The organism is Pseudomonas brassicacearum subsp. neoaurantiaca (genome assembly GCF_013608025.1).
In the GTDB taxonomy this organism is placed as follows: Bacteria; Pseudomonadota; Gammaproteobacteria; order Pseudomonadales; family Pseudomonadaceae; genus Aquipseudomonas.
In genome coordinates, this window is sequence record NZ_VDLV01000055.1 from 1 (window position 1) to 19,047 (window position 19,047).

The following is a 19,047-nucleotide window of genomic DNA, read 5'->3' on the forward strand; positions in this document are numbered from 1 at the left end:
CCTCGCCTAGGCTCGGCATGCCCTCACTCCGGCCTTGCTCCGTGGGCCCGCCGCGATGGGCCCTCCATGGCCCTGCGCGGCTACCTCGGCATCCATGCCGAGGTGCCCACTCCACAACGCCTGCGTTCAGCCATCGTGGTTAACGGGGCGCCCGAGATCAACGTCAACCACGAGGCGGCCCGATAGCCGACCTGGTTCATGGTGGGGATACCGCATTTCCCCTGTGGGAGCGGGCTTGCTCGCGAAGGCGGTTGCTCAGTCGATGAAGATGCTGGATGCTCCGACCCCTTCGCGGGTACGCCCGCTGCCACAGTGGGCTATGGTGTGCATGGATTTGGTCGCTGAAAATCCAACTGTGAGAGCGAGCCTGCTCGCGAAAGCAGTGGCTCGGCCGATGGAGATGTTGGCTCTGCAGGCCTCTTCGCGGGCAAGCCTACTCCCACAGGGGAAATGCGTTATCCCCACCAAAGCCAGGTCGGCCCTAAGGCCGCCTCACGGTGGATGTAGATTTCAGCGCCCCGTTAACCACGATGGCTGAACGCAGGTCTTGCGCAGTGGGCAACCCGGCATGGATGCCGGGTTAGCCGCGCAGGGCCATGGATGGCCCATCGCGGCGGGCTCACGGAGCAAGGCCGGAGTGCGGGCATGCCGAGCCTAGGCGAGGCACCGAGTGGTGGGGCAGAGCGTTTTTGGTTACTTTTGGCGCTCTTTCCAAAAGTGACCCGCCGTAAGGGCGGAACCATAATCAGCCGTTATCAAAGAAACGGATAAACACCCCAAACCCAAAATCATCCCGCCACCAACACCCGAATCGCCTCCAACCGCAACGCCGCCTTCTCCAGCATCGCCAACCCCTGCTCACGCTGCTGGCGCAAAGCTTCCAGCTCACTGTCCCGAACAGTAGGGTTCACCGCTTGCAGCGCGGTCAAACGTGCCAGTTCTTCCTCGGTATCAGCCGCCAGGCGACGTTGAGCCTCGGCCACGCGTTCGGCGTGACGCGGGGTGATCTTCTCTTCGCCGGCATTGATCCGCGGCGCGAGCTGGTCACGCTGGGCCTGGATGAACTTGTTGGCGCTGGCGCGAGGCACGCTTTCAAGCTGGTCGTTCAAGGTCTCGAACGAGACCCGGGCCGCCAGGTCGTTGCCGTTGGCGTCCAGCAGGCAGCGCAAGGCCGCTGGTGGCAAGTAGCGGCCCAGTTGCAGTGAGCGCGGGGCAACCACTTCGCTGACGTACAGCAGTTCCAGCAGCACGGTGCCGGGCTTGAGCGCCTTGTTCTTGATCAACGCCACGGCGGTGTTGCCCATGGAGCCGGACAGCACCAGGTCCATGCCGCCTTGCACCATCGGGTGCTCCCAGGTGATGAACTGCATGTCTTCGCGAGACAGCGCCTGGTTGCGGTCATAGGTGATGGTCACGCCTTCGTCGTCGCCCAGCGGGAAACTGGCGTCGAGCATTTTTTCGCTCGGCTTGAGGATCAGCGCGTTGTCGGAATGGTCCTCGCTGTCGATGCCGAAGGCGTCGAACAGGGTCTCCATGTAGATCGGCAGGGCGAATTGGTCGTCCTGTTCGAGGATCGCTTCGACCAGCGCGTCACCTTCACCTGCGCCTCCGGAATTGAGCTCCAGCAGGCGGTCGCGACCGGTATGCAGCTCGGCTTCCAGGCGCTCGCGCTCGGCGCGGGCCTCGTCGATCAGCGCTTGCCAGTCGCCATCGTCGGCTTCTTCCAGCAGTGGCAGCAGGCGCGGGCCGAACTGGTGTTGCAAGGCGTTGCCGGTCGGGCAGGTGTTGAGGAATGCGTTCAAGGCTTCGTGATACCACTGGAACAGCCGCGCCTGCGGGCTGGTTTCCAGGTAAGGCACGTGCAGCTCGATGGTGTGTTTCTGGCCGATCCGGTCCAGACGGCCGATCCGCTGCTCCAGCAGGTCCGGGTGCGACGGCAGGTCGAACAGGACCAGGTGATGAGCGAACTGGAAGTTGCGGCCTTCGCTGCCGATTTCCGAACAGATCAGCACTTGCGCACCGAACTCTTCATCAGCGAAGTAGGCGGCGGCGCGGTCACGCTCAAGGATGTTCATGCCTTCGTGGAATACCGTGGCCGGGATGCCGGAGCGCACGCGCAGGGCGTCCTCCAGGTCCATGGCGGTTTCCGCGTGGGCGCAGATCACCAGGACCTTGGTGCGCTTGAGCATCTTCAGTTGGTCGATCAGCCACTCGACGCGCGGGTCGAACTTCCACCAGCGCTCTTCTTCGCTGGCATCTGGCTGGGCCTGGAAGCTGACTTCCGGGTACAGCTCGGCGTGATCGCCCAGCGGCAGTTCCAGATATTCATCCGGGCACGGCAGTGGGTAGGCGTGCAGCTTGCGCTCGGGGAAGCCTTGTACGGCGGCGCGGGTGTTGCGGAACAGCACGCGGCCGGTGCCGTGGCGGTCCAGCAGCTCGCGAACCAGGCGGGCGCTGGCTTCGATGTCGCCATCGTTGACGGCGGTCAGCAGTGCTTCGCCTTCGTTACCCAGGAAGCCCTGGATGGTCTTGTGCGCTTCAGGCGACAGGCGACCTTTGTCGAGCAGCTCCTGGACGGCCTCGGCCACCGGACGATAGTTTTCGCTTTCGGCGCGGAAGGCCTGCAGATCATGGAAACGATTCGGGTCCAGCAGGCGCAGGCGGGCGAAGTGACTGTCCTGGCCGAGTTGCTCCGGGGTCGCGGTCAGCAGCAACACGCCAGGGATGGTTTCGGCCAACTGCTCCACCAGCGCATATTGCGGGCTGACGTGATCTTCGTGCCACACCAGGTGGTGGGCTTCGTCGACGACCATCAGATCCCAGCCCGCGGCAAACAGTGCGTCCTGGGCCTTCTCGTCTTCTACCAGCCATTCCAGTGCCACCAGCGCCAGTTGGGTGTCTTCGAACGGGTTGCTGGCATCACTTTCGATGAAACGCTCTTCGTCGAACAGCGCCACCTGCAGATTGAAGCGCCGGCGCATTTCCACCAGCCATTGGTGCTGGAGGTTCTCCGGCACCAGGATCAGGATGCGGTTGGCACGGCCGGAGAGCAGTTGCCGGTGAATGATCAGGCCGGCTTCGATGGTCTTGCCCAGGCCCACTTCGTCCGCCAGCAACACGCGTGGCGCGATGCGGTCGGCCACTTCGCGGGCGATGTGCAATTGATGGGCAATCGGCTGGGCACGGACGCCACCCAGGCCCCATAGCGGGGACTGCAATTGGCGGCTGGTGTGTTCCAGCGTGTGGTAGCGCAGGGAGAACCACGCCAGGGGATCGATCTGGCCGGCGAACAGGCGGTCGCTGGCCAGGCGGAACTGGATGAAGTTCGACAGTTGGGTTTCCGGCAGCGTGACGACTTCGTTCTGTGCGTTGAGGCCGTGATAGACCAGCAGCCCGTCGACGTCATCGACTTCGCGCACGGTCATTTTCCAGCCTTCGAAGTGAGTGATCACGTCACCCGGCGAAAACCGCACGCGAGTGAGGGGCGCATTCCGTAGCGCGTACTGGCGAGTGTCGCCAGTGGCCGGATAGAGCACGGTCAACAAGCGGCCGTCCTGTGCCAGAACGGTGCCTAAACCCAGCTCGGCTTCGCTGTCACTGATCCAGCGTTGCCCCGGTTGATACTGCTGCGCCATGCTGCCTGACTCCCGCCTTGAAAAAGCCGGCTATCTTAACGGAATGCTCCGTCAGACCAAAGGATTTACGCACGCATGCAGCCTTTGCGGCGACTTGTCCATCCAGTGATCCAAGGGAACTTAAGCGGGCTCGGTGATCAAACAAGCTTGTGTCCTGCCGGGGCGTAATGCCAACCAGGTCACAAGTTTCGGACCAGCGGTTCAAGCCGCACCCCCCTTGGCCGACAACCTGAAGACAGGAGACCTTTATGTTGCCACCCATGCTCCCTTTGAGCGCCGTACCCATCACCGCTCAACAGGATCCGGTTCGCCAGCGACCGGACATACCGCCCGTGGTCCCGGTGCAACAAAGCTCCAACGAAAGCACCATCGACCTGCAAAACCGTGACCCGGAAGAGGCTGCGCTGCTTTTGCGCGAGGAACAGCAGCGCCAGCAGGAGCGCAACCGGCGCCGCCGTGAAGCCGACGAGGATCCCGAGGAGCACCTGGCGGTGCCCGGTACGGAATTGAACGCCGATAACACCGTTCCGGTCGTCCCGCTGGTGGAAGGTGAATCGCGCCAGGGCTTGTGGGTCGATATCCAGATCTGATCCGGGCTTTGCCAATACGGCCGACAGCCCGCATCATGGGCGCATCCGCCATTACTGCATGATGCCGTACGCCATGAGCCAAGACGACAAGCTGATCGATTTCAGTGCCGAACGCGCCAAGCGCATTCATGACCTCAATGAAAAGCGCCTCAATGAAGTTCGCCAGGCGTTCGAACAGGCGATGCCTTTGGGCAAGCCGAAGAAAAAGCCGAAAAACAAACCGAAAAAGCGCTGACACCCCCTCGATCCATTGATGCAGATCAGTTATTTCCCCCTCTTCGCGCCCCGTTGCGGGCGTTATTGACGCCGGTCAATTTCCATCCGGGCCTGATTGGTTAACTTGAACCCATCGCAACAGGGACAAGACCAGGAGGCCAGTCATGTTTATCGATAATGTGGTGTTTGCCGGTGTACTGACGGTTGGCCTCATGTTCGTGTTTTTCGCAGGTTTCGGATTATTCATCTGGAAAGATGCTCACAAGCGCAAAAAGCCGTAGGTCTTTCCAGGGGCAACGAGCACGCAAGGCATTTTGGGCGACTTCGGTCGCCCTTTTTTTTGTGCGTGATTCTCCAGCCCGATACCCATCGACTGTGGGAGCGAGCTTGCTCGCGATAGCGGTATGTCTGCAGATGCATGTGGTTGACTGACCCACCGCCATCGCGAGCAAGCTCGCTCCCACAGATATCTGACGTCAGGGCATAAAAAAAAGGTGCGAACCGCAAGGAACGCACCTTTTTTGTGGGGCCGCTGGAATCAGCTACCCAAGGCCTTGGACGCCAGCCAGAACAGCCCGGCCGACAGGGCGACTGTCGCTGGCAGGGTCAACACCCAGGCCAGGAGGATGTTGCGCACCGTGCCACCTTGCAGGCCGCTCTTGTTGGCGACCATGGTGCCCGCCACGCCGGAAGACAGCACGTGTGTGGTGGAAACCGGGAGGCTGAAGACATTCGCCGCACCAATCATGCACGCGGTGGTGATTTGCGCCGACATGCCCTGGGCATAGGTCATGCCTTGCTTGCCGATCTTCTCGCCGATGGTCAGTACCACGCGCTTCCAACCGACCATGGTGCCCAGGCCGAGCGCCAGGGCAACCGCCAGGATCACCCAGAACGGGGCGTATTCGGTGGTAGCGGTCAGGTCCTTGCGCAGCTTGTTCAGGTCGTCTTTTTCACGGGCCGCGAGGTCTGGCAACTTGCCGACTTTCTTCGCCGTGTCGTCCAGGCAAAGCAGGTAGCGACGAACCTCGATGCGTCGTTCCGACGGCAGCGAGTGGTAGTCCGCCACGCCTTTGAGGGTATCGAGCAAGGCATTGATCGTCGGTTCGGTCTGTTGCGGATTGCAACGGAATTTTTCCGGCAGATCACCTGGAACGCTTTTGCCCAGCGCCAGGAACTCGCCGAGGGAGTCACTGTTGCGCGTGTAGAACTGGCTCAGGTGCAGGGTTGCATCACGAGTGCGCTCGATCTGGTAGGTGGTGCTGGTCAGGTCGAGTACGAACTGCGCCGGCACGATACCGATCAGCACCAGCATGATCAGGCCGATACCTTTTTGCCCATCGTTGGAACCGTGGACGAAGCTGACCGCCATGGCCGAGATCACCAATACCAGGCGATTCCAGAACGGCGGATGCTTCTTGTCGTCGATCTTGCGACGCTGCTCTGGCGTCTTGTGCATCTTCGACAGCGGACGCCACCATTTCAGGCCAACCAACACCAGGGCGGCGATGAGGAAGCCGGCCATGGGCGAGAACACCAGGGAAGCGCCGATATCGATCGCCTTCTGCCAGTTCACCCCGTCGGCCAACGGGATGTCGTTGATCAACGCGTTGGCCAGGCCCACGCCGAGGATCGAGCCGATCAGCGTGTGGGAGCTGGACGCTGGAATACCGAAGTACCAGGTGCCCAGGTTCCAGGTGATGGCCGCTGCGAGCAGCGAGAACACCATGGCCAGCCCGTGTCCGGTGTTCACATTGATCAGCAGTTCCACCGGCAGCAAGTGAACGATGGCATACGCCACCCCCACGCCGCCCAGCAGCACGCCGAGGAAATTGAACACACCGGAAAAGAACACCGCCAGGTGAGGCGGCATGGCTTTGGTGTAGATAACAGTGGCAACCGCGTTAGCGGTGTCATGAAAGCCGTTGATGAACTCGAAGGCGAGGACAAAAGCCAGGGCGAGCAAGAGGCTCACAAGCACCCAAGCATCCAGTCCGCTGAATAAATCGATCATGAAGGTTTTCTGACCCGGTCATAAGGGGGCGCGATTATGCCAGAAAACCTCGGTAATCGATGCATTGCCTGCTCATCGGTAACATTCTTCTACGAAATAATCGGGAGGAAACCGTGGGTGGCATGGTTTTGCCGGGGAGGTGCAACCCTTTGTTTACAAGGCAGAAAGCCCAGCGGATAAGCCTCTCCTTTGGGTGGGAAGGGGCTCGAAAATATGTATGAAATATCTGAAAGAGAGTCGGTCACGAACCCCCCAACCGGCGAAGGCGAAAATGACGGCCCGCTTTTGGCGGGCGCTTGACGACGGGGTCCGGTCAGGGTAGCGACCGGATACCGTCCACAGAAAACAACAAGCCCGGACGTTAGCTTTCTTCGGCCTTGAGTTCCTTTTCCATCTTCTGAAGTTCCTGGCTAAACGCCTGGTCTTGGACGGTGGCGCGTTTACGCCAAGGTTTGCGTTCCGGTTCAGGTTGCGCAGCGTAGGTGGTGATTTCCCCGCCGTAAACTTCCTTGTAACGTTGTTCCTGGCGCTCAAGTTCCGCGCGCAGTTCGTCTTTCGTCACAGTGTTACCTAATTATTTAATTGAATCTGGTGATACGCACTGCATGGAAACATGCAGACGGCCACGGCACCAGAGCTGACAGCTGACGTAGCATCAGGGCTTCGTGTTGTTGCCGATACAGGGGAAGCGGCCATGGGTGCTTCAGGCACCGGCAGGCGACACAACAGCGATAAACTGTCGTGCCTGCGGACGGTCAGGTCGATGGGCCTCGCCGTCACTGAAACGCATTATAGCGGTCCGTTGGAAGAACACTATCGGTAAAAATAAAACCGCTGGTTGTTTGTGTGAATCAATATTTGTGGGGACTAGTTGTGTCAACAGAGGTATTTCCCCAACTGTCGATATCCTGACGTCACTATTGCTGACAAGTTCAATTGTCGAGTGGGGGAGTTCCATTGCCGGCCGCTTCCGAAAGAGCTGCGCGAGTCAGTCGGAGCTCGGATTGATTCACACTCGATTGCGATTATCGATCGACGGTTCGATAATCGAACGGTCTCGGCGATCCGCCCTTGTCTGTCTGCCGGCCCGCCCGTTGTAATAGCCGATATTCCGCAGAGGATCCGACATGAACGACCAATTGCGCAACGCTTTCACTTCAGTCGCGCCGCCGATCGTTGCCTCGCCCGCCAAGCGGATCCAGGCGTTGACGGGCGATCCGGATTTCATGACGTCGCTGGCTCGCGGCCTGGCCGTGGTCCAGGCGTTCCAGGAGCGCAAGCGGCACCTGACCATCGCCCAGATCAGCCACCGCACGGAAATTCCCCGCGCCGCGGTCAGACGATGCCTGCATACCCTGATCAAGCTCGGCTACGCCACCACCGACGGACGTACCTACTCGTTGCTGCCCAAGGTGCTCACCCTGGGCCATGCCTATCTCTCGTCGACGCCGTTGGCCGTGTCCGCCCAGCCGTACCTGGACCGCATGAGCGAACAGCTGCACGAGGCTTGCAACATGGCGACGCTCGAAGGCGACGACATCCTCTACATCGCCCGGTCGGCCACCACCCAGCGGCTGATTTCCGTGGACTTGTCCGTGGGCGGCCGTTTGCCGGCGTATTGCACGTCGATGGGCAGGATCCTGCTGGCGGCCCTGGACGATGCGTCGTTGCGCGATTATCTGGACCACGCCGACCTGCAGGCCAAGACCAGCCGGACGCTGCACACGCCCGAGGCGTTGCTCGAATGCCTGCAACAGGTTCGGCAACAGGGCTGGTGCATCGTCGATCAGGAACTGGAGCAAGGCCTGCGTTCGATCGCCGTGCCGGTGTATGACGCATCGGGCCAGGTTGTCGCGGCGCTGAATGTCAGTACCCACGCGGGGCGGGTCAGCCGCAACGAGTTGGAGCAGCGCTTTCTGCCAGGCTTGCTGGGGGCGAGTCGAGACCTGAGTGCGCAGCTGTTCAGCTGAGTGTTCAGCTAAGTTGTTCGATAAACGCACAGAGTCGGCTGGGATGAATTGACGGTATTTGCCTGGTCTCATTAATGTCGCGCAGCGTCATCTGGCGTCTCTTGCGTGGAATAAAAATAAAATGAACCAGCCCCAGACTTCCGTAGGCACTTGCCTCGATGTGCAGTCCTTCATCAATGCTCAACCGATTTCGCGCTATCAGTGGCGCGTGGTCATTCTCTGTTTCCTGATTGTTTTTCTCGACGGCCTCGACACCGCGGCCATGGGCTTCATCGCGCCGGCCCTGTCCCAGGACTGGGGCATCGACCGGGCCAGCCTTGGACCGGTGATGAGTGCCGCGCTGATCGGCATGGTCTTCGGCGCGTTGGGTTCCGGGCCCCTGGCGGACCGCTTCGGGCGCAAGATCGTGCTGGTCGGGGCCGTCGCCCTGTTCGGCGCATTCAGCCTGGCTTCCGCCTACAGCACCAATGTCGACCAATTGCTGGTGCTGCGTTTCCTGACGGGCCTGGGCCTGGGCGCTGGCATGCCGAACGCGACGACGCTGCTCTCCGAGTACACGCCGGAGCGCAAGAAGTCGCTGCTGGTGACGAGCATGTTCTGTGGCTTCAACCTCGGCATGGCCGGCGGCGGGTTCATTTCCGCCAAGTTGATTCCGGCATTCGGCTGGCACAGCCTGTTGATGATCGGCGGAATCCTGCCGCTGATCCTGGCGGTGGTGCTGTTGTTCTGGTTGCCCGAGTCGGCGCGTTACCTGGTGGTGCGTAACCGTGGCACGGACAAAGTGCGCAAGACCTTGGCGCCGATCGACCCGCCGATCATTGCCCAGGCGTCCAGCTTCAGTGTGCCGGAACAGAAAACCGTGAAGGCGCGCAACGTGCTGGCAGTGATTTTCTCCGGCACCTACAGCGCTGGCACCTTGTTGTTGTGGCTGACGTATTTCATGGGGCTGGTGATTGTTTATCTCCTGACCAGTTGGTTGCCGACCTTGATGCGTGACAGTGGCGCGAGCATGGAGCAGGCCGCGTTTATCGGTGCATTGTTTCAGTTCGGCGGTGTCTTGAGCGCGGTCGGCGTGGGTTGGGCGATGGACCGGTTCAATCCGCACAAGGTCATCGGCATTTTCTATCTGATGGCCGGGTTGTTTGCCTACGCGGTGGGGCAGAGCCTAGGCAACATCACCTTACTCGCCACCCTGGTGTTGGTGGCCGGCATGTGCGTCAACGGCGCGCAATCGGCGATGCCTTCACTGGCGGCGCGCTTCTACCCGACCCAGGGCCGCGCCACCGGGGTTTCCTGGATGCTGGGCATCGGCCGGTTCGGGGCGATCCTTGGCGCCTGGATGGGCGCGACGTTGTTGGGCCTGGGCTGGAACTTCGAGCAAGTCCTGACAGCGCTGGTCATTCCTGCGGCCCTGGCGACCACTGCAGTGGTGATCAAGGGCATGGTCAGCCATGCGGATGCGACCTGAGCCAATGGCTTGACTCTATCTGTGGGCATACAGAGCAACTGTGGGAGCGAGCTTGCTCGCGATAGCGGTGGATCAGATAAGTATCAGTCACTGATATGTCGCTATCGCGAGCAAGCTCGCTCCCACAAGGATTTTCCGCGTCCCATAAAACGTTAGCCAAACAACAATCTGTTCGATAAACGAACACTCAGTCGATTATCGGATTGTTTTGCCGCCTTCCCGAAGCTTAATCTTCAGTCACTCCGGCGCTTAACCTCGCGCCTTTTTCTTCACGTCGGTCTACTGGAAAAACGGGAGCCTGCCCCATGGCTGAAATCCTTTCGCTGCACGACGCGGTGAAGCAATTCGTCAACGACGGCGATACCGTCGCGCTCGAAGGCTTCACGCACCTGATTCCTACGGCGGCGGGTCATGAAATCATTCGCCAGGGCAAGAAAGACCTGACCCTGGTGCGCATGACACCTGACCTGATCTACGACCAGTTGATCGGCGCCGGTTGTGCTCGCAAATTGATTTTCTCCTGGGGCGGCAATCCCGGCGTTGGGTCTCTGCACCGCCTGCGCGATGCCGTGGAAAAACAATGGCCGCACCCGCTGGAGATCGAAGAACACAGCCACGCTGACCTGGCCAATGCCTACGTCGCCGGCGCCTCCGGCCTACCGTTCGCGGTACTGCGAGCCTACGCGGGCTCCGACCTGCCGAAGGTCAACCCGCTGATCAAGAGCGTGACGTGTCCCTTCACCGGTGAAGTCCTGGCCGCCGTGCCTTCGGTGCGCCCGGACGTAACAGTGATCCACGCCCAGAAAGCCGACCGCAAGGGCAATGTACTGCTGTGGGGCATCCTCGGCGTTCAGAAAGAAGCCGCCCTGGCGGCCAAGCGCTGCATCGTCACCGTAGAAGAAATCGTCGACGACCTGAACGCGCCGATGAACGCCTGCGTGCTGCCGACCTGGGCGTTGAGCGCCGTGTGCCACGTCCCTGGCGGCGCGCATCCGTCCTACGCCCACGGCTACACCGAGCGTGATAACCGTTTCTACCAGGCGTGGGATCCTATCGCCCGGGACCGTGAGACGTTTACCGCATGGATCAACGAATACATCCACGGCACCCGGGACTTCAGTGAGTTCCAGGCCCGGCTGGCAGCCGCTTCGCAGGTGAAAGCATGAACTACTCCACCAACGAAATGATGACCGTCGCCGCGGCGCGGCGCTTGAAGAACAATGCCGTGTGCTTCGTCGGCATCGGCCTGCCGTCGAAAGCGGCCAATCTGGCGCGGCTGACCTCGTCGCCCGATGTCGTGCTGATCTACGAATCCGGCCCGATCGGTGCCAAGCCCAGCGTTCTGCCGCTGTCCATCGGCGACGGGGAGCTGGCGGAAACCGCAGACACTGTCGTCCCGACCGGTGAGATTTTTCGCTACTGGCTGCAGGGCGGACGTATCGACGTCGGTTTCCTCGGCGCGGCCCAGGTCGACCGTTTCGGCAACATCAACACCACGGTAGTGGGCGACTACCATCAACCGAAAGTCCGCCTGCCGGGTGCCGGTGGCGCGCCGGAAATCGCCGGTTCGGCCAAGAGCGTGTTGATCATCCTCAAGCAGTCGGCGCGTTCGTTTGTCGACAAGCTGGATTTCATTACCTCGGTCGGTCACGGCGAAGGTGGCGATTCGCGCAAGCGCCTGGGCCTGCCGGGCGCCGGTCCCGTGGGCATCATCACCGACTTGTGCATCATGGAGCCGGAAGCCGGCAGCCATGAATTCGTGGTCACCGCATTGCACCCCGGCGTGACCCGCGAGCAAGTCATCGCGGCCACCGGGTGGGCGATCCGCTTCGCCGACCAGGTGCAAACCACCGCCGAACCGACCGAGGTGGAGCTGCGCGCACTGCGCGACCTGGAAGCTCGCACTGCGGCGGCCCACGGCCAGGCACCGGGAGAAGCCTGATGCGCGACGTGTATATCTGTGATGCGATTCGAACCCCCATCGGCCGGTTTGGCGGCGGTTTGTCCGCCGTGCGCGCCGATGACCTGGCGGCCGTGCCGATCAAGGCGCTGATGGAGCGCAACCCATCGGTGGACTGGAGCGCCGTGGACGAAGTGTTCCTCGGCTGCGCCAACCAGGCCGGCGAAGACAACCGCAACGTTGCGCGCATGGCGCTGCTGTTGGCGGGCCTGCCGGAGAGTATTCCCGGCGTGACCCTCAACCGCCTCTGCGCTTCGGGCATGGACGCCATCGGGACCGCGTTCCGCGCCATCGCCAGTGGCGAGATGGAACTGGCGATTGCCGGCGGTGTGGAATCGATGTCCCGCGCGCCGTTCGTGATGGGCAAGGCCGACGCGGCGTTTTCCCGCAACATGAAACTGGAAGACACCACCATCGGCTGGCGTTTCATCAACCCGTTGATGAAAGCCCAGTACGGCGTGGATGCGATGCCGCAGACCGCTGATAACGTGGCGGATGATTACGCGGTGTCCCGCGCCGACCAGGACGCTTTCGCCTTGCGCAGCCAGCAACGCACGGCGGCAGCCCAGGCGGCCGGCTTTTTCGCTGAAGAAATCGTGCCGGTGCGCATCGCCCATAAAAAAGGCGAAACCGTGGTCGAGCAGGACGAGCATCCGCGCGCCGACACGACGCTGGAAACCCTGGGCAAACTGAAACCGGTCAATGGCCCTGACAAGACGGTCACCGCTGGCAACGCTTCGGGTGTCAATGACGGCGCCGCCGCGTTGATTCTGGCGTCGGCCGAAGCAGTGAAAAAACATGGCCTGACGCCCCGCGGAAAAGTGCTGGGCATGGCCAGCGCCGGCGTCGCACCACGGGTAATGGGCATCGGCCCGGTGCCGGCGGTGCGCAAACTCACCGAACGCCTGGGATTGGCCGTCGCGGATTTTGATGTGATCGAGCTTAACGAAGCCTTCGCCAGCCAAGGTTTGGCGGTATTGCGTGACTTGGGATTGGCGGACGATGCGCCGCAAGTCAACCCGAACGGTGGCGCCATTGCCTTGGGTCACCCGCTGGGCATGAGCGGCGCACGGTTGGTGATGACAGCGCTGCATCACCTGGAAAAAACGGGCGGCAAGAAAGGCTTGGCGACCATGTGTGTCGGCGTCGGCCAAGGTCTGGCGCTGGCGATCGAACGCGTCTGATGCGTCGCTCTACTAATAAGAAATCGAGGAATGCTTCATGACTGACAAGCCTGGTTATCGTCGCCCTCAAGCGGGCACCCAGCCGGAGTATCTGCACCCGCCGTATCAGTCCACCAATCTGCGCTCGCCGTCCAAGCCACTGGTGTATCTGCCTCACTCGCTGTCGGAAATTACCGGCCCGACTGTAGGCGCTGATCGTATCCAAGAGAAGGACCACGACCTGACCGCCCAGCATGCCGGCGAGCCGTTGGGTGAACGAATCATCATTCACGGGCGCGTGCTGGATGAGCACGGTGAGCCGGTGCCGGGCATCCTCGTAGAGATCTGGCAGGCCAACGCCGCCGGTCGCTACAACCATGATCGTGACGACCACGACGCGCCGCTGGACCCGAACTTCACCGGCACCGGCCGCACCGTCACCGACGCCGACGGTTGGTATCAGTTCCAGACCATCAAGCCCGGCGCCTATCCGTGGGGTAACCACCACAACGCGTGGCGCCCGGCGCATATCCATTTCTCACTGTTCGGGCCGAGTATTCTGACGCGCCTGGTGACGCAGATGTATTTTCCGGGCGACCCGTTGCTGGAATACGACCCGATCTACAACTGCGTGCCGGACACAAGTGCCAAGGAACGCCTGATCGCCCGTTTCGACCTGGAAAAAACCGTCCCTCACTACGCCCTCGGTTATCGTTGGGACATCGTCTTGCGCGGCCGCGATGCCACGCCGATGGAGAAATAAGATGACGCTCAACGCCACTACGTCCCACACCGTCGGGCCTTACTACCACATCGGCCTGACGTGGCTGAACCGCGAAAACCTGACCGTTGCACAGACACTCGGCCAGCGCGTGGCGATCACCGGGCAGGTGGTCGATGGCAACGGTCAATTCGTCAACGACGCGATGCTGGAAGTCTGGCAGGCCAACGCCGCCGGCAAGTACGCCCATCCGGAAGACGACCAAGACAAACCTCTGGACCCGCACTTCGAAGGCTTCGGCCGGGTGCCGGTGGATGCCGAAGGGCGCTTCCGTTTCACCACCATCAAGCCGGGCACTGTGCCGGGGCTGGGGGGAACGACCCAAGCGCCGCATCTGGTCGTGCTGGTGTTTGCTCGCGGGCTGGTCAAGCATTTGCTGACACGTATCTACTTTGACGGCGAACCGGCCAACGAAGCTGATCCGCTGCTGGCCTGTGTCCCCGAGGAGCGTCGCGGCACCCTTGTCGCCAAGGCCGATGCGTCTGGCGTGTATCAGTGGAACGTGATCCTGCAGGGCACCGATGCCGAGACGGTGTTCTTCGATTACTGACTGAACCCCTGTGGCAAGGGAGCAAGCTCCCTTGCCACAGGGATGATGCAACCCTGTGGGAGCGAGCTTGCTCGCGATGGCGGCAGTACAGGCGCTGCTGCTTGAAAGCCTGTTTGTGGAACGGGACTGTTACGAAGTGTGTCTAGACTTCGTTAAAGTCCCCAACGAGTGATTAGCCCATGACCACCCCAACCAGCCACTACACCGGTGAGGAGCGCAGCAAGCGCATCTTCGCCATCGTCGGTGCCTCATCCGGCAACCTGGTCGAATGGTTCGACTTCTACGTCTATGCGTTCTGCGCGATCTATTTCGCGCCGGCGTTCTTCCCGTCGGACAACCCCACCGTGCAACTGGTCAACACGGCCGGTGTGTTCGCCGCCGGCTTCCTGATGCGACCCATCGGCGGCTGGATCTTCGGTCGGGTGGCGGACCGCCACGGGCGCAAGAATTCGATGATGATCTCGGTGCTGATGATGTGCTTCGGCTCGTTGCTCATCGCCTGCCTGCCCACCTACAAGGACATCGGTGTCTGGGCACCGCTGTTGCTGTTATTCGCCCGCCTGCTGCAAGGCCTGTCGGTGGGCGGCGAATACGGCACCACCGCCACCTACATGAGCGAAGTCGCCTTGAAAGGCCAGCGCGGCTTCTTTGCGTCTTTCCAGTACGTGACGTTGATCGGCGGACAACTGCTGGCGGTGTCGCTGGTGGTGATCCTGCAGCAGTTTCTCAACGAGGATGAACTGCGTGCCTACGGCTGGCGGATTCCGTTTGTGGTGGGCGCGATAGCGGCAGTGATTTCCCTATTCCTGCGCCGTTCGCTGAAGGAAACCAGCAGCAAGGAAATGCGCGAAAACAAGGACGCCGGCAGTATCGCCGCGCTGTTTCGCAGCCACAAGGCGGCGTTCATTACTGTGCTGGGCTACACCGCTGGCGGGTCGCTGATTTTCTACACCTTCACCACCTACATGCAGAAATACCTGGTGAACACCGCCGGCCTGCATGCCAAGACCGCCAGCTACATCATGACCGGCGCGCTGTTCCTCTATATGTGCATGCAGCCGCTGTTCGGCATGCTGGCGGACAAGATCGGCCGACGGAATTCCATGCTCTGGTTCGGCGGTTTGGGTGCCTTGTGTACCGTGCCGATCCTGTTGACCCTAAAAAGCATCAGCAGCCCGTTCCTGGCATTTGTCCTGATTACCTTGGCGCTGGCGATCGTCAGTTTCTACACCTCCATCAGCGGCCTGGTGAAAGCTGAAATGTTTCCACCCGAAGTGCGGGCGCTGGGGGTAGGGTTGGCCTACGCGGTGGCCAATGCGATTTTTGGCGGTTCGGCCGAATACGTCGCCTTGAGCCTGAAGGCCCAGGGCATGGAAAACGCCTTTTATTGGTATGTCACGGTGATGATGGTGGTGGCGTTCCTGTTCAGCCTGCGCCTGCCCAAGCAACCGGCGTATTTGCACCATGACCTTTGAGGCATCCATTTTCCCAAGGACTGTTTATGAGCGAACGACCGGGCAATCAGCTGTTCGATGCCTACTTCACCGCCCGCGACATGCGCGAGGTGTTCTGCGATGCGGGGCGGGTCCAGGCCATGCTGGACGTCGAGGCCGCATTGGCCCGGGCCGAGGCGCGAGTAGGGCTGATTCCCCAGGAGGCGGTGGCGCCGATCGAGAACGCCTGCCGTGCCCAGCTATACGATTTCTCTGCGTTGAGCGAAGCGATTGCCAGTGCCGGCAACTCGGCGATCCCGCTGGTGAAGGCGCTGGGCAAGCGCATCGCCACCGACAGCGCCGAGGCTGAACGCTACGTCCACTTGGGCGCCACCAGCCAGGACGTGATGGACAGTGGATTGGTGCTGCAACTGCGCCAGGCGCTGGGCTTGATCGAGGAAGAGTTGGCGCAATTGGCCGTCACCCTGGCCCGACAAGCCGAGCGCTACGCCGCCACGCCACTGGCCGGGCGCACCTGGCTGCAACACGCCACGCCAGTAACGCTGGGCATGAAGATCGCCGGTTGGCTGGGGGCCGTCACTCGCAGTCGCCAACGCTTGCGCGAACTCAAGCCGCGCTTGCTGGTGCTGCAGTTCGGCGGCGCCTCCGGGACGCTCGCGGCCTTGGGCGAGCACGCGCTGCCAGTCGCAGAAGCGTTGGCCGCCGAGCTGCAACTGAGCCTGCCCGAGCAACCGTGGCACACCCAGCGCGATCGCTTGGTGGAGTTCGGCGCGGTGCTGGGGCTGATCGCCGGCAGCCTGGGGAAGTTGGGGCGCGATATGAGTTTATTGATGCAGACCGAGGCCGGCGAAGCGTTCGAACCTTCGGCGCCGGGCAAGGGCGGCTCATCCACCATGCCGCACAAGCGCAACCCGGTGGGCGCGGCGGTGCTGATCGGCGCGGCAACGCGGGTGCCAGGCCTGTTGTCGACGCTGTTCAGCGCCATGCCCCAGGAACACGAGCGCAGCCTGGGCCTGTGGCACGCCGAATGGGAAACCCTGCCGGAGATCTGCTGCCTGGTCTCCGGTGCCTTGCAACAGGCGCGGCTGTTGGCCGAAGGGCTGGAAGTGGACGCGACGCGCATGGCCCGCAACCTGGAACTGACCCAAGGCTTGGTGCTGGCGGAAGCGGTGAGCATCGTCCTGGCCCAGCGGGTAGGGCGCGACACCGCGCATCACTTGCTCGAACAATGCTGCAAGCGCGCCGTGGCCGAACAGCGGCATCTGCGCGATGTATTGGGGGACGAACCCCAGGTCACCGCGCAATTAACCACGAGTGAAATCGATCATCTGCTCGACCCGGCCCACTACCTCGGCCAGGCCCAGACCTGGGTCGCCCGGGCCGTGGCCGAACACCTTGCCTTGAATGCCTGAAAGGAGATTGTTGTGGGATTCGTCAAACTCGCCGAGGGCGATCTGAACTACCGATTCGACGGGCCGCAAGATGCCCCGGTGCTGGTGCTTTCCAACTCCCTGGGCACTGACTTGCAGATGTGGGACGAGCAGGTCCCGGCCTTCAGCGAGCACTTTCGGGTACTGCGTTTCGACACCCGCGGCCACGGTCAATCGCTGGTGACCGAAGGTCCCTACACCATCGAACAACTGGGCCGCGATGTGCTGGCGATGCTTGATCAGTTGAACATCGGCAAGGTGCATTTCTGCGGCTTGTCCATGGGTGGGTTGATCGGCCAGTGGCTGGGAATCAACGCCGGCGAACGCCTGCACAAACTGGTGGTGTGCAACACCGCCGCCAAGATCGGCGATCCATCGATGTGGAACCCGCGCATCGAAACCGTGCTGCGTGACGGTAAGGCGGCAATGGTGGCGTTGCGTGATGCCTCGATTGCCCGTTGGTTTACCCCGGACTTTGCCGAGGCCCAGCCTGCAAAGGCAAAAAAAATAACCGACATGCTGGCGGCGACCTCGCCCCAGGGTTATGCGGCCAACTGCGCGGCGGTTCGCGATGCCGATTTCCGCGAGCAGTTGGCGTCGATTCGCGTGCCGCTGCTGGTGATCGCCGGCACCGAAGATGCCGTGACGCCGCCGTCGGGCGGGCACTTTATCCAGGAGCGCGTCAGTGGCGCCGAGTACGCCGAGTTCCATGCCGCGCACCTGTCCAACGTCCAGGCTGGCGCTGCGTTCAGCGCACGGGTCCTGGATTTCCTGCTTGATTCCGGCCGGGCCTGAGGAGTTTTTTTGTGGACGAGAAACAACGTTACGACGAAGGCATGCAAGTGCGCCGCGCGGTGCTGGGCGATGCCCACGTCGATCGCAGCCTCAACGCCCTGACCGAATTCAACAGTGAATTCCAAGAGATGATCACCCGTCACGCCTGGGGCGACATCTGGACCCGCCCAGGCCTGCCGCGCCATACGCGCAGCCTGATCACCATCGCCATGTTGATCGGCATGAACCGCAACGAAGAACTCAAGCTGCACCTGCGCGCCGCCGCCAACAATGGCGTGAGCCGCAGCGAGATCAAGGAAGTGATCATGCAGAGCGCCATCTACTGCGGCATCCCGGCAGCCAACGCCACCTTCCACCTAGCCGAATCGGTCTGGGATGAGCTGGGCGTCGAATCGCGGGGTTGAGACTTACCCCGATTCCGGCGGGAGCGAACGCTGTTCACTAAAGCTCATGTAAACACCCGTGGCGAGGGAGCTTGCTCCCGCTCGGCTGCGAAGCAGCCGTAAAACCGGCCAATACGGTGTATCTGAAGCTCCGCATTCGCCAGTTTTGGGGCCGCTTCGCGACCCAGCGGGAGCAAGCTCCCTCGCCACGGGGCCATCATTTTTCTTAAGTGAACAGCATTACCCTGTGGGAGCGAGCCTGCTCCGGGCGGCGGTCCGACGAAGACGGTAGTACAGCCTTCATCCATGCTTGGCTTTTACAACAAGCTGATCGGATAGCTGACAATCAACCGATTCTCATCGAACTCATTGGTGCTGAAGTCCCGGCGCATCGTCGAGTTACGCCACTTCACATTCAGGCTCTTCAGTGCGCCGCTCTGTACGGTGTAGGCCAGCTCACTTTCACGACCCCATTCCTTGCCGTCATCCACCGTGGCGGTGTGTACGTTGTCACCGCTGATGTAGCGGTTCATCAAAGTCAGGCCGGGAACACCGACAGCGGCGAAGTTGAAGTCATGGCGCACTTGCCAGGATTTTTCCTTGGCGTTGTCGTAGCTGGAGTTGTAGCTATCGTTCGC

General features: G+C 61.6%; 19 protein-coding genes. 15 read left to right on the forward strand and 4 right to left on the reverse strand.

Annotated features, from left to right (window positions below; all coding sequences use genetic code 11):
- Nucleotides 1–186, forward strand: a 186-nt coding sequence (locus FHK92_RS27660) for a nucleoid-structuring protein H-NS (protein WP_219916182.1), incomplete at its 5' end; no start/stop codon positions are given.
- A 602-nt stretch (nucleotides 187–788) separates the two neighbouring features.
- Here FHK92_RS27660 and rapA read toward each other — a convergent pair.
- Nucleotides 789–3,635 carry an RNA polymerase-associated protein RapA gene (gene rapA, locus FHK92_RS24005; RefSeq protein WP_181290312.1) on the reverse strand — a complete coding sequence of 949 codons (2,847 nt, stop codon included), beginning with the start codon at nucleotides 3,633–3,635 and terminating at the stop codon, nucleotides 789–791.
- Between the two features lie 248 nt (nucleotides 3,636–3,883).
- On the opposite strand from rapA, the gene FHK92_RS24010 reads away from it, so the two are divergent.
- The 3 genes from FHK92_RS24010 to ccoM all read left to right on the forward strand — a co-directional run bounded on the left by FHK92_RS24010 (nucleotide 3,884) and on the right by ccoM (nucleotide 4,722).
- The gene (locus tag FHK92_RS24010) at nucleotides 3,884–4,225 is read left to right on the forward strand and encodes a hypothetical protein (RefSeq protein ID WP_030139316.1); all 342 of its coding nucleotides are present in this window, start codon (nucleotides 3,884–3,886) and stop codon (nucleotides 4,223–4,225) included.
- Between the two features lie 73 nt (nucleotides 4,226–4,298).
- Entirely contained in the window at nucleotides 4,299–4,460 is a 162-nt protein-coding gene (locus tag FHK92_RS24015) for a hypothetical protein (RefSeq protein WP_181290313.1), read from the forward strand.
- Nucleotides 4,461–4,605: 145 nt separating this feature from the next.
- On the forward strand, nucleotides 4,606–4,722 hold the full coding sequence (gene ccoM, locus FHK92_RS28060; protein ID WP_030139315.1) for a cytochrome c oxidase subunit CcoM: 117 nt from the start codon (nucleotides 4,606–4,608) through the stop codon (nucleotides 4,720–4,722).
- Between the two features lie 257 nt (nucleotides 4,723–4,979).
- Here the strand turns inward: ccoM and FHK92_RS24020 are convergent, their stop codons facing one another.
- The gene (locus FHK92_RS24020) at nucleotides 4,980–6,455 is read right to left on the reverse strand and encodes an inorganic phosphate transporter (RefSeq protein ID WP_181290314.1); all 1,476 of its coding nucleotides are present in this window, start codon (nucleotides 6,453–6,455) and stop codon (nucleotides 4,980–4,982) included.
- Nucleotides 6,456–6,816: 361 nt separating this feature from the next.
- Nucleotides 6,817–7,017, reverse strand: a complete 201-nt coding sequence (locus tag FHK92_RS24025; RefSeq protein WP_030142302.1) for a hypothetical protein — start codon at nucleotides 7,015–7,017, stop codon at nucleotides 6,817–6,819.
- Nucleotides 7,018–7,582: 565 nt separating this feature from the next.
- On the opposite strand from FHK92_RS24025, the gene pcaR reads away from it, so the two are divergent.
- The 11 genes from pcaR (at nucleotide 7,583) to pcaC (ending at nucleotide 18,430) form a co-directional block, all read left to right on the forward strand.
- Nucleotides 7,583–8,425 (forward strand): pca regulon transcriptional regulator PcaR, encoded by an 843-nt coding sequence (gene pcaR, locus FHK92_RS24030; protein WP_030142301.1) that lies wholly within the window; start codon nucleotides 7,583–7,585, stop codon nucleotides 8,423–8,425.
- Between the two features lie 121 nt (nucleotides 8,426–8,546).
- Nucleotides 8,547–9,893 carry an MFS transporter gene (locus tag FHK92_RS24035; protein ID WP_181290315.1) on the forward strand — a complete coding sequence of 449 codons (1,347 nt, stop codon included), beginning with the start codon at nucleotides 8,547–8,549 and terminating at the stop codon, nucleotides 9,891–9,893.
- Between the two features lie 305 nt (nucleotides 9,894–10,198).
- Entirely contained in the window at nucleotides 10,199–11,059 is an 861-nt protein-coding gene (locus FHK92_RS24040; protein WP_181290316.1) for a CoA transferase subunit A, read from the forward strand.
- Nucleotides 11,056–11,835: a CoA-transferase subunit beta gene (locus tag FHK92_RS24045; protein ID WP_181290317.1), complete on the forward strand. Its 780-nt coding sequence runs from the start codon at nucleotides 11,056–11,058 to the stop codon at nucleotides 11,833–11,835. The genes FHK92_RS24040 and FHK92_RS24045 overlap by 4 nt, the downstream gene beginning before the upstream one ends.
- A complete protein-coding gene (pcaF, locus tag FHK92_RS24050; RefSeq protein WP_181290524.1) occupies nucleotides 11,832–13,037 on the forward strand; it encodes a 3-oxoadipyl-CoA thiolase in 1,206 nt (401 codons plus the stop codon). Before FHK92_RS24045 ends, pcaF begins: the two co-directional genes overlap by 4 nt.
- Nucleotides 13,038–13,074: 37 nt before the next feature.
- Nucleotides 13,075–13,779 (forward strand): protocatechuate 3,4-dioxygenase subunit beta, encoded by a 705-nt coding sequence (pcaH, locus tag FHK92_RS24055; protein ID WP_181290318.1) that lies wholly within the window; start codon nucleotides 13,075–13,077, stop codon nucleotides 13,777–13,779.
- A 1-nt stretch (nucleotide 13,780) separates the two neighbouring features.
- Entirely contained in the window at nucleotides 13,781–14,347 is a 567-nt protein-coding gene (gene pcaG, locus FHK92_RS24060; protein WP_181290319.1) for a protocatechuate 3,4-dioxygenase subunit alpha, read from the forward strand.
- Between the two features lie 179 nt (nucleotides 14,348–14,526).
- Nucleotides 14,527–15,822, forward strand: coding sequence for an MFS family transporter (locus tag FHK92_RS24065; protein ID WP_181290320.1), 1,296 nt, complete (start codon nucleotides 14,527–14,529; stop codon nucleotides 15,820–15,822).
- A 26-nt stretch (nucleotides 15,823–15,848) separates the two neighbouring features.
- Nucleotides 15,849–17,213 (forward strand): 3-carboxy-cis,cis-muconate cycloisomerase, encoded by a 1,365-nt coding sequence (locus FHK92_RS24070; RefSeq protein ID WP_181290321.1) that lies wholly within the window; start codon nucleotides 15,849–15,851, stop codon nucleotides 17,211–17,213.
- 12 nt (nucleotides 17,214–17,225) lie between these two features.
- Nucleotides 17,226–18,026 (forward strand): 3-oxoadipate enol-lactonase, encoded by an 801-nt coding sequence (gene pcaD / locus FHK92_RS24075; protein ID WP_181290322.1) that lies wholly within the window; start codon nucleotides 17,226–17,228, stop codon nucleotides 18,024–18,026.
- 11 nt (nucleotides 18,027–18,037) lie between these two features.
- Complete coding sequence (pcaC, locus tag FHK92_RS24080; protein WP_030142291.1) at nucleotides 18,038–18,430, forward strand: 4-carboxymuconolactone decarboxylase; 393 nt, start codon at nucleotides 18,038–18,040, stop codon at nucleotides 18,428–18,430.
- 296 nt (nucleotides 18,431–18,726) lie between these two features.
- Here the strand turns inward: pcaC and FHK92_RS27925 are convergent.
- A partial coding sequence (locus tag FHK92_RS27925; RefSeq protein ID WP_258232733.1) for an OprD family porin occupies nucleotides 18,727–19,047 on the reverse strand: 321 nt, incomplete at its 5' end.

Bases quoted from the DNA above. Each gene is read 5' to 3' on its own strand.
- rapA (WP_181290312.1), bottom strand. From the start codon at position 3,635: ATGGCGCAGCAGTATCAACCGGGGCAACGCTGGATCAGTGACAGCGAA.
- FHK92_RS24015 (WP_181290313.1), top strand. From the start codon at position 4,299: ATGAGCCAAGACGACAAGCTGATCGATTTCAGTGCCGAACGCGCCAAG.
- pcaR (WP_030142301.1), top strand. From the start codon at position 7,583: ATGAACGACCAATTGCGCAACGCTTTCACTTCAGTCGCGCCGCCGATC.
- pcaG (WP_181290319.1), top strand. From the start codon at position 13,781: ATGACGCTCAACGCCACTACGTCCCACACCGTCGGGCCTTACTACCAC.
- ccoM (WP_030139315.1), top strand. From the start codon at position 4,606: ATGTTTATCGATAATGTGGTGTTTGCCGGTGTACTGACGGTTGGCCTC.
- FHK92_RS24010 (WP_030139316.1), top strand. From the start codon at position 3,884: ATGTTGCCACCCATGCTCCCTTTGAGCGCCGTACCCATCACCGCTCAA.
- FHK92_RS24070 (WP_181290321.1), top strand. From the start codon at position 15,849: ATGAGCGAACGACCGGGCAATCAGCTGTTCGATGCCTACTTCACCGCC.
- FHK92_RS24040 (WP_181290316.1), top strand. From the start codon at position 10,199: ATGGCTGAAATCCTTTCGCTGCACGACGCGGTGAAGCAATTCGTCAAC.
- FHK92_RS24020 (WP_181290314.1), bottom strand. From the start codon at position 6,455: ATGATCGATTTATTCAGCGGACTGGATGCTTGGGTGCTTGTGAGCCTC.
- FHK92_RS24045 (WP_181290317.1), top strand. From the start codon at position 11,056: ATGAACTACTCCACCAACGAAATGATGACCGTCGCCGCGGCGCGGCGC.
- FHK92_RS24035 (WP_181290315.1), top strand. From the start codon at position 8,547: ATGAACCAGCCCCAGACTTCCGTAGGCACTTGCCTCGATGTGCAGTCC.
- pcaH (WP_181290318.1), top strand. From the start codon at position 13,075: ATGACTGACAAGCCTGGTTATCGTCGCCCTCAAGCGGGCACCCAGCCG.
- FHK92_RS24065 (WP_181290320.1), top strand. From the start codon at position 14,527: ATGACCACCCCAACCAGCCACTACACCGGTGAGGAGCGCAGCAAGCGC.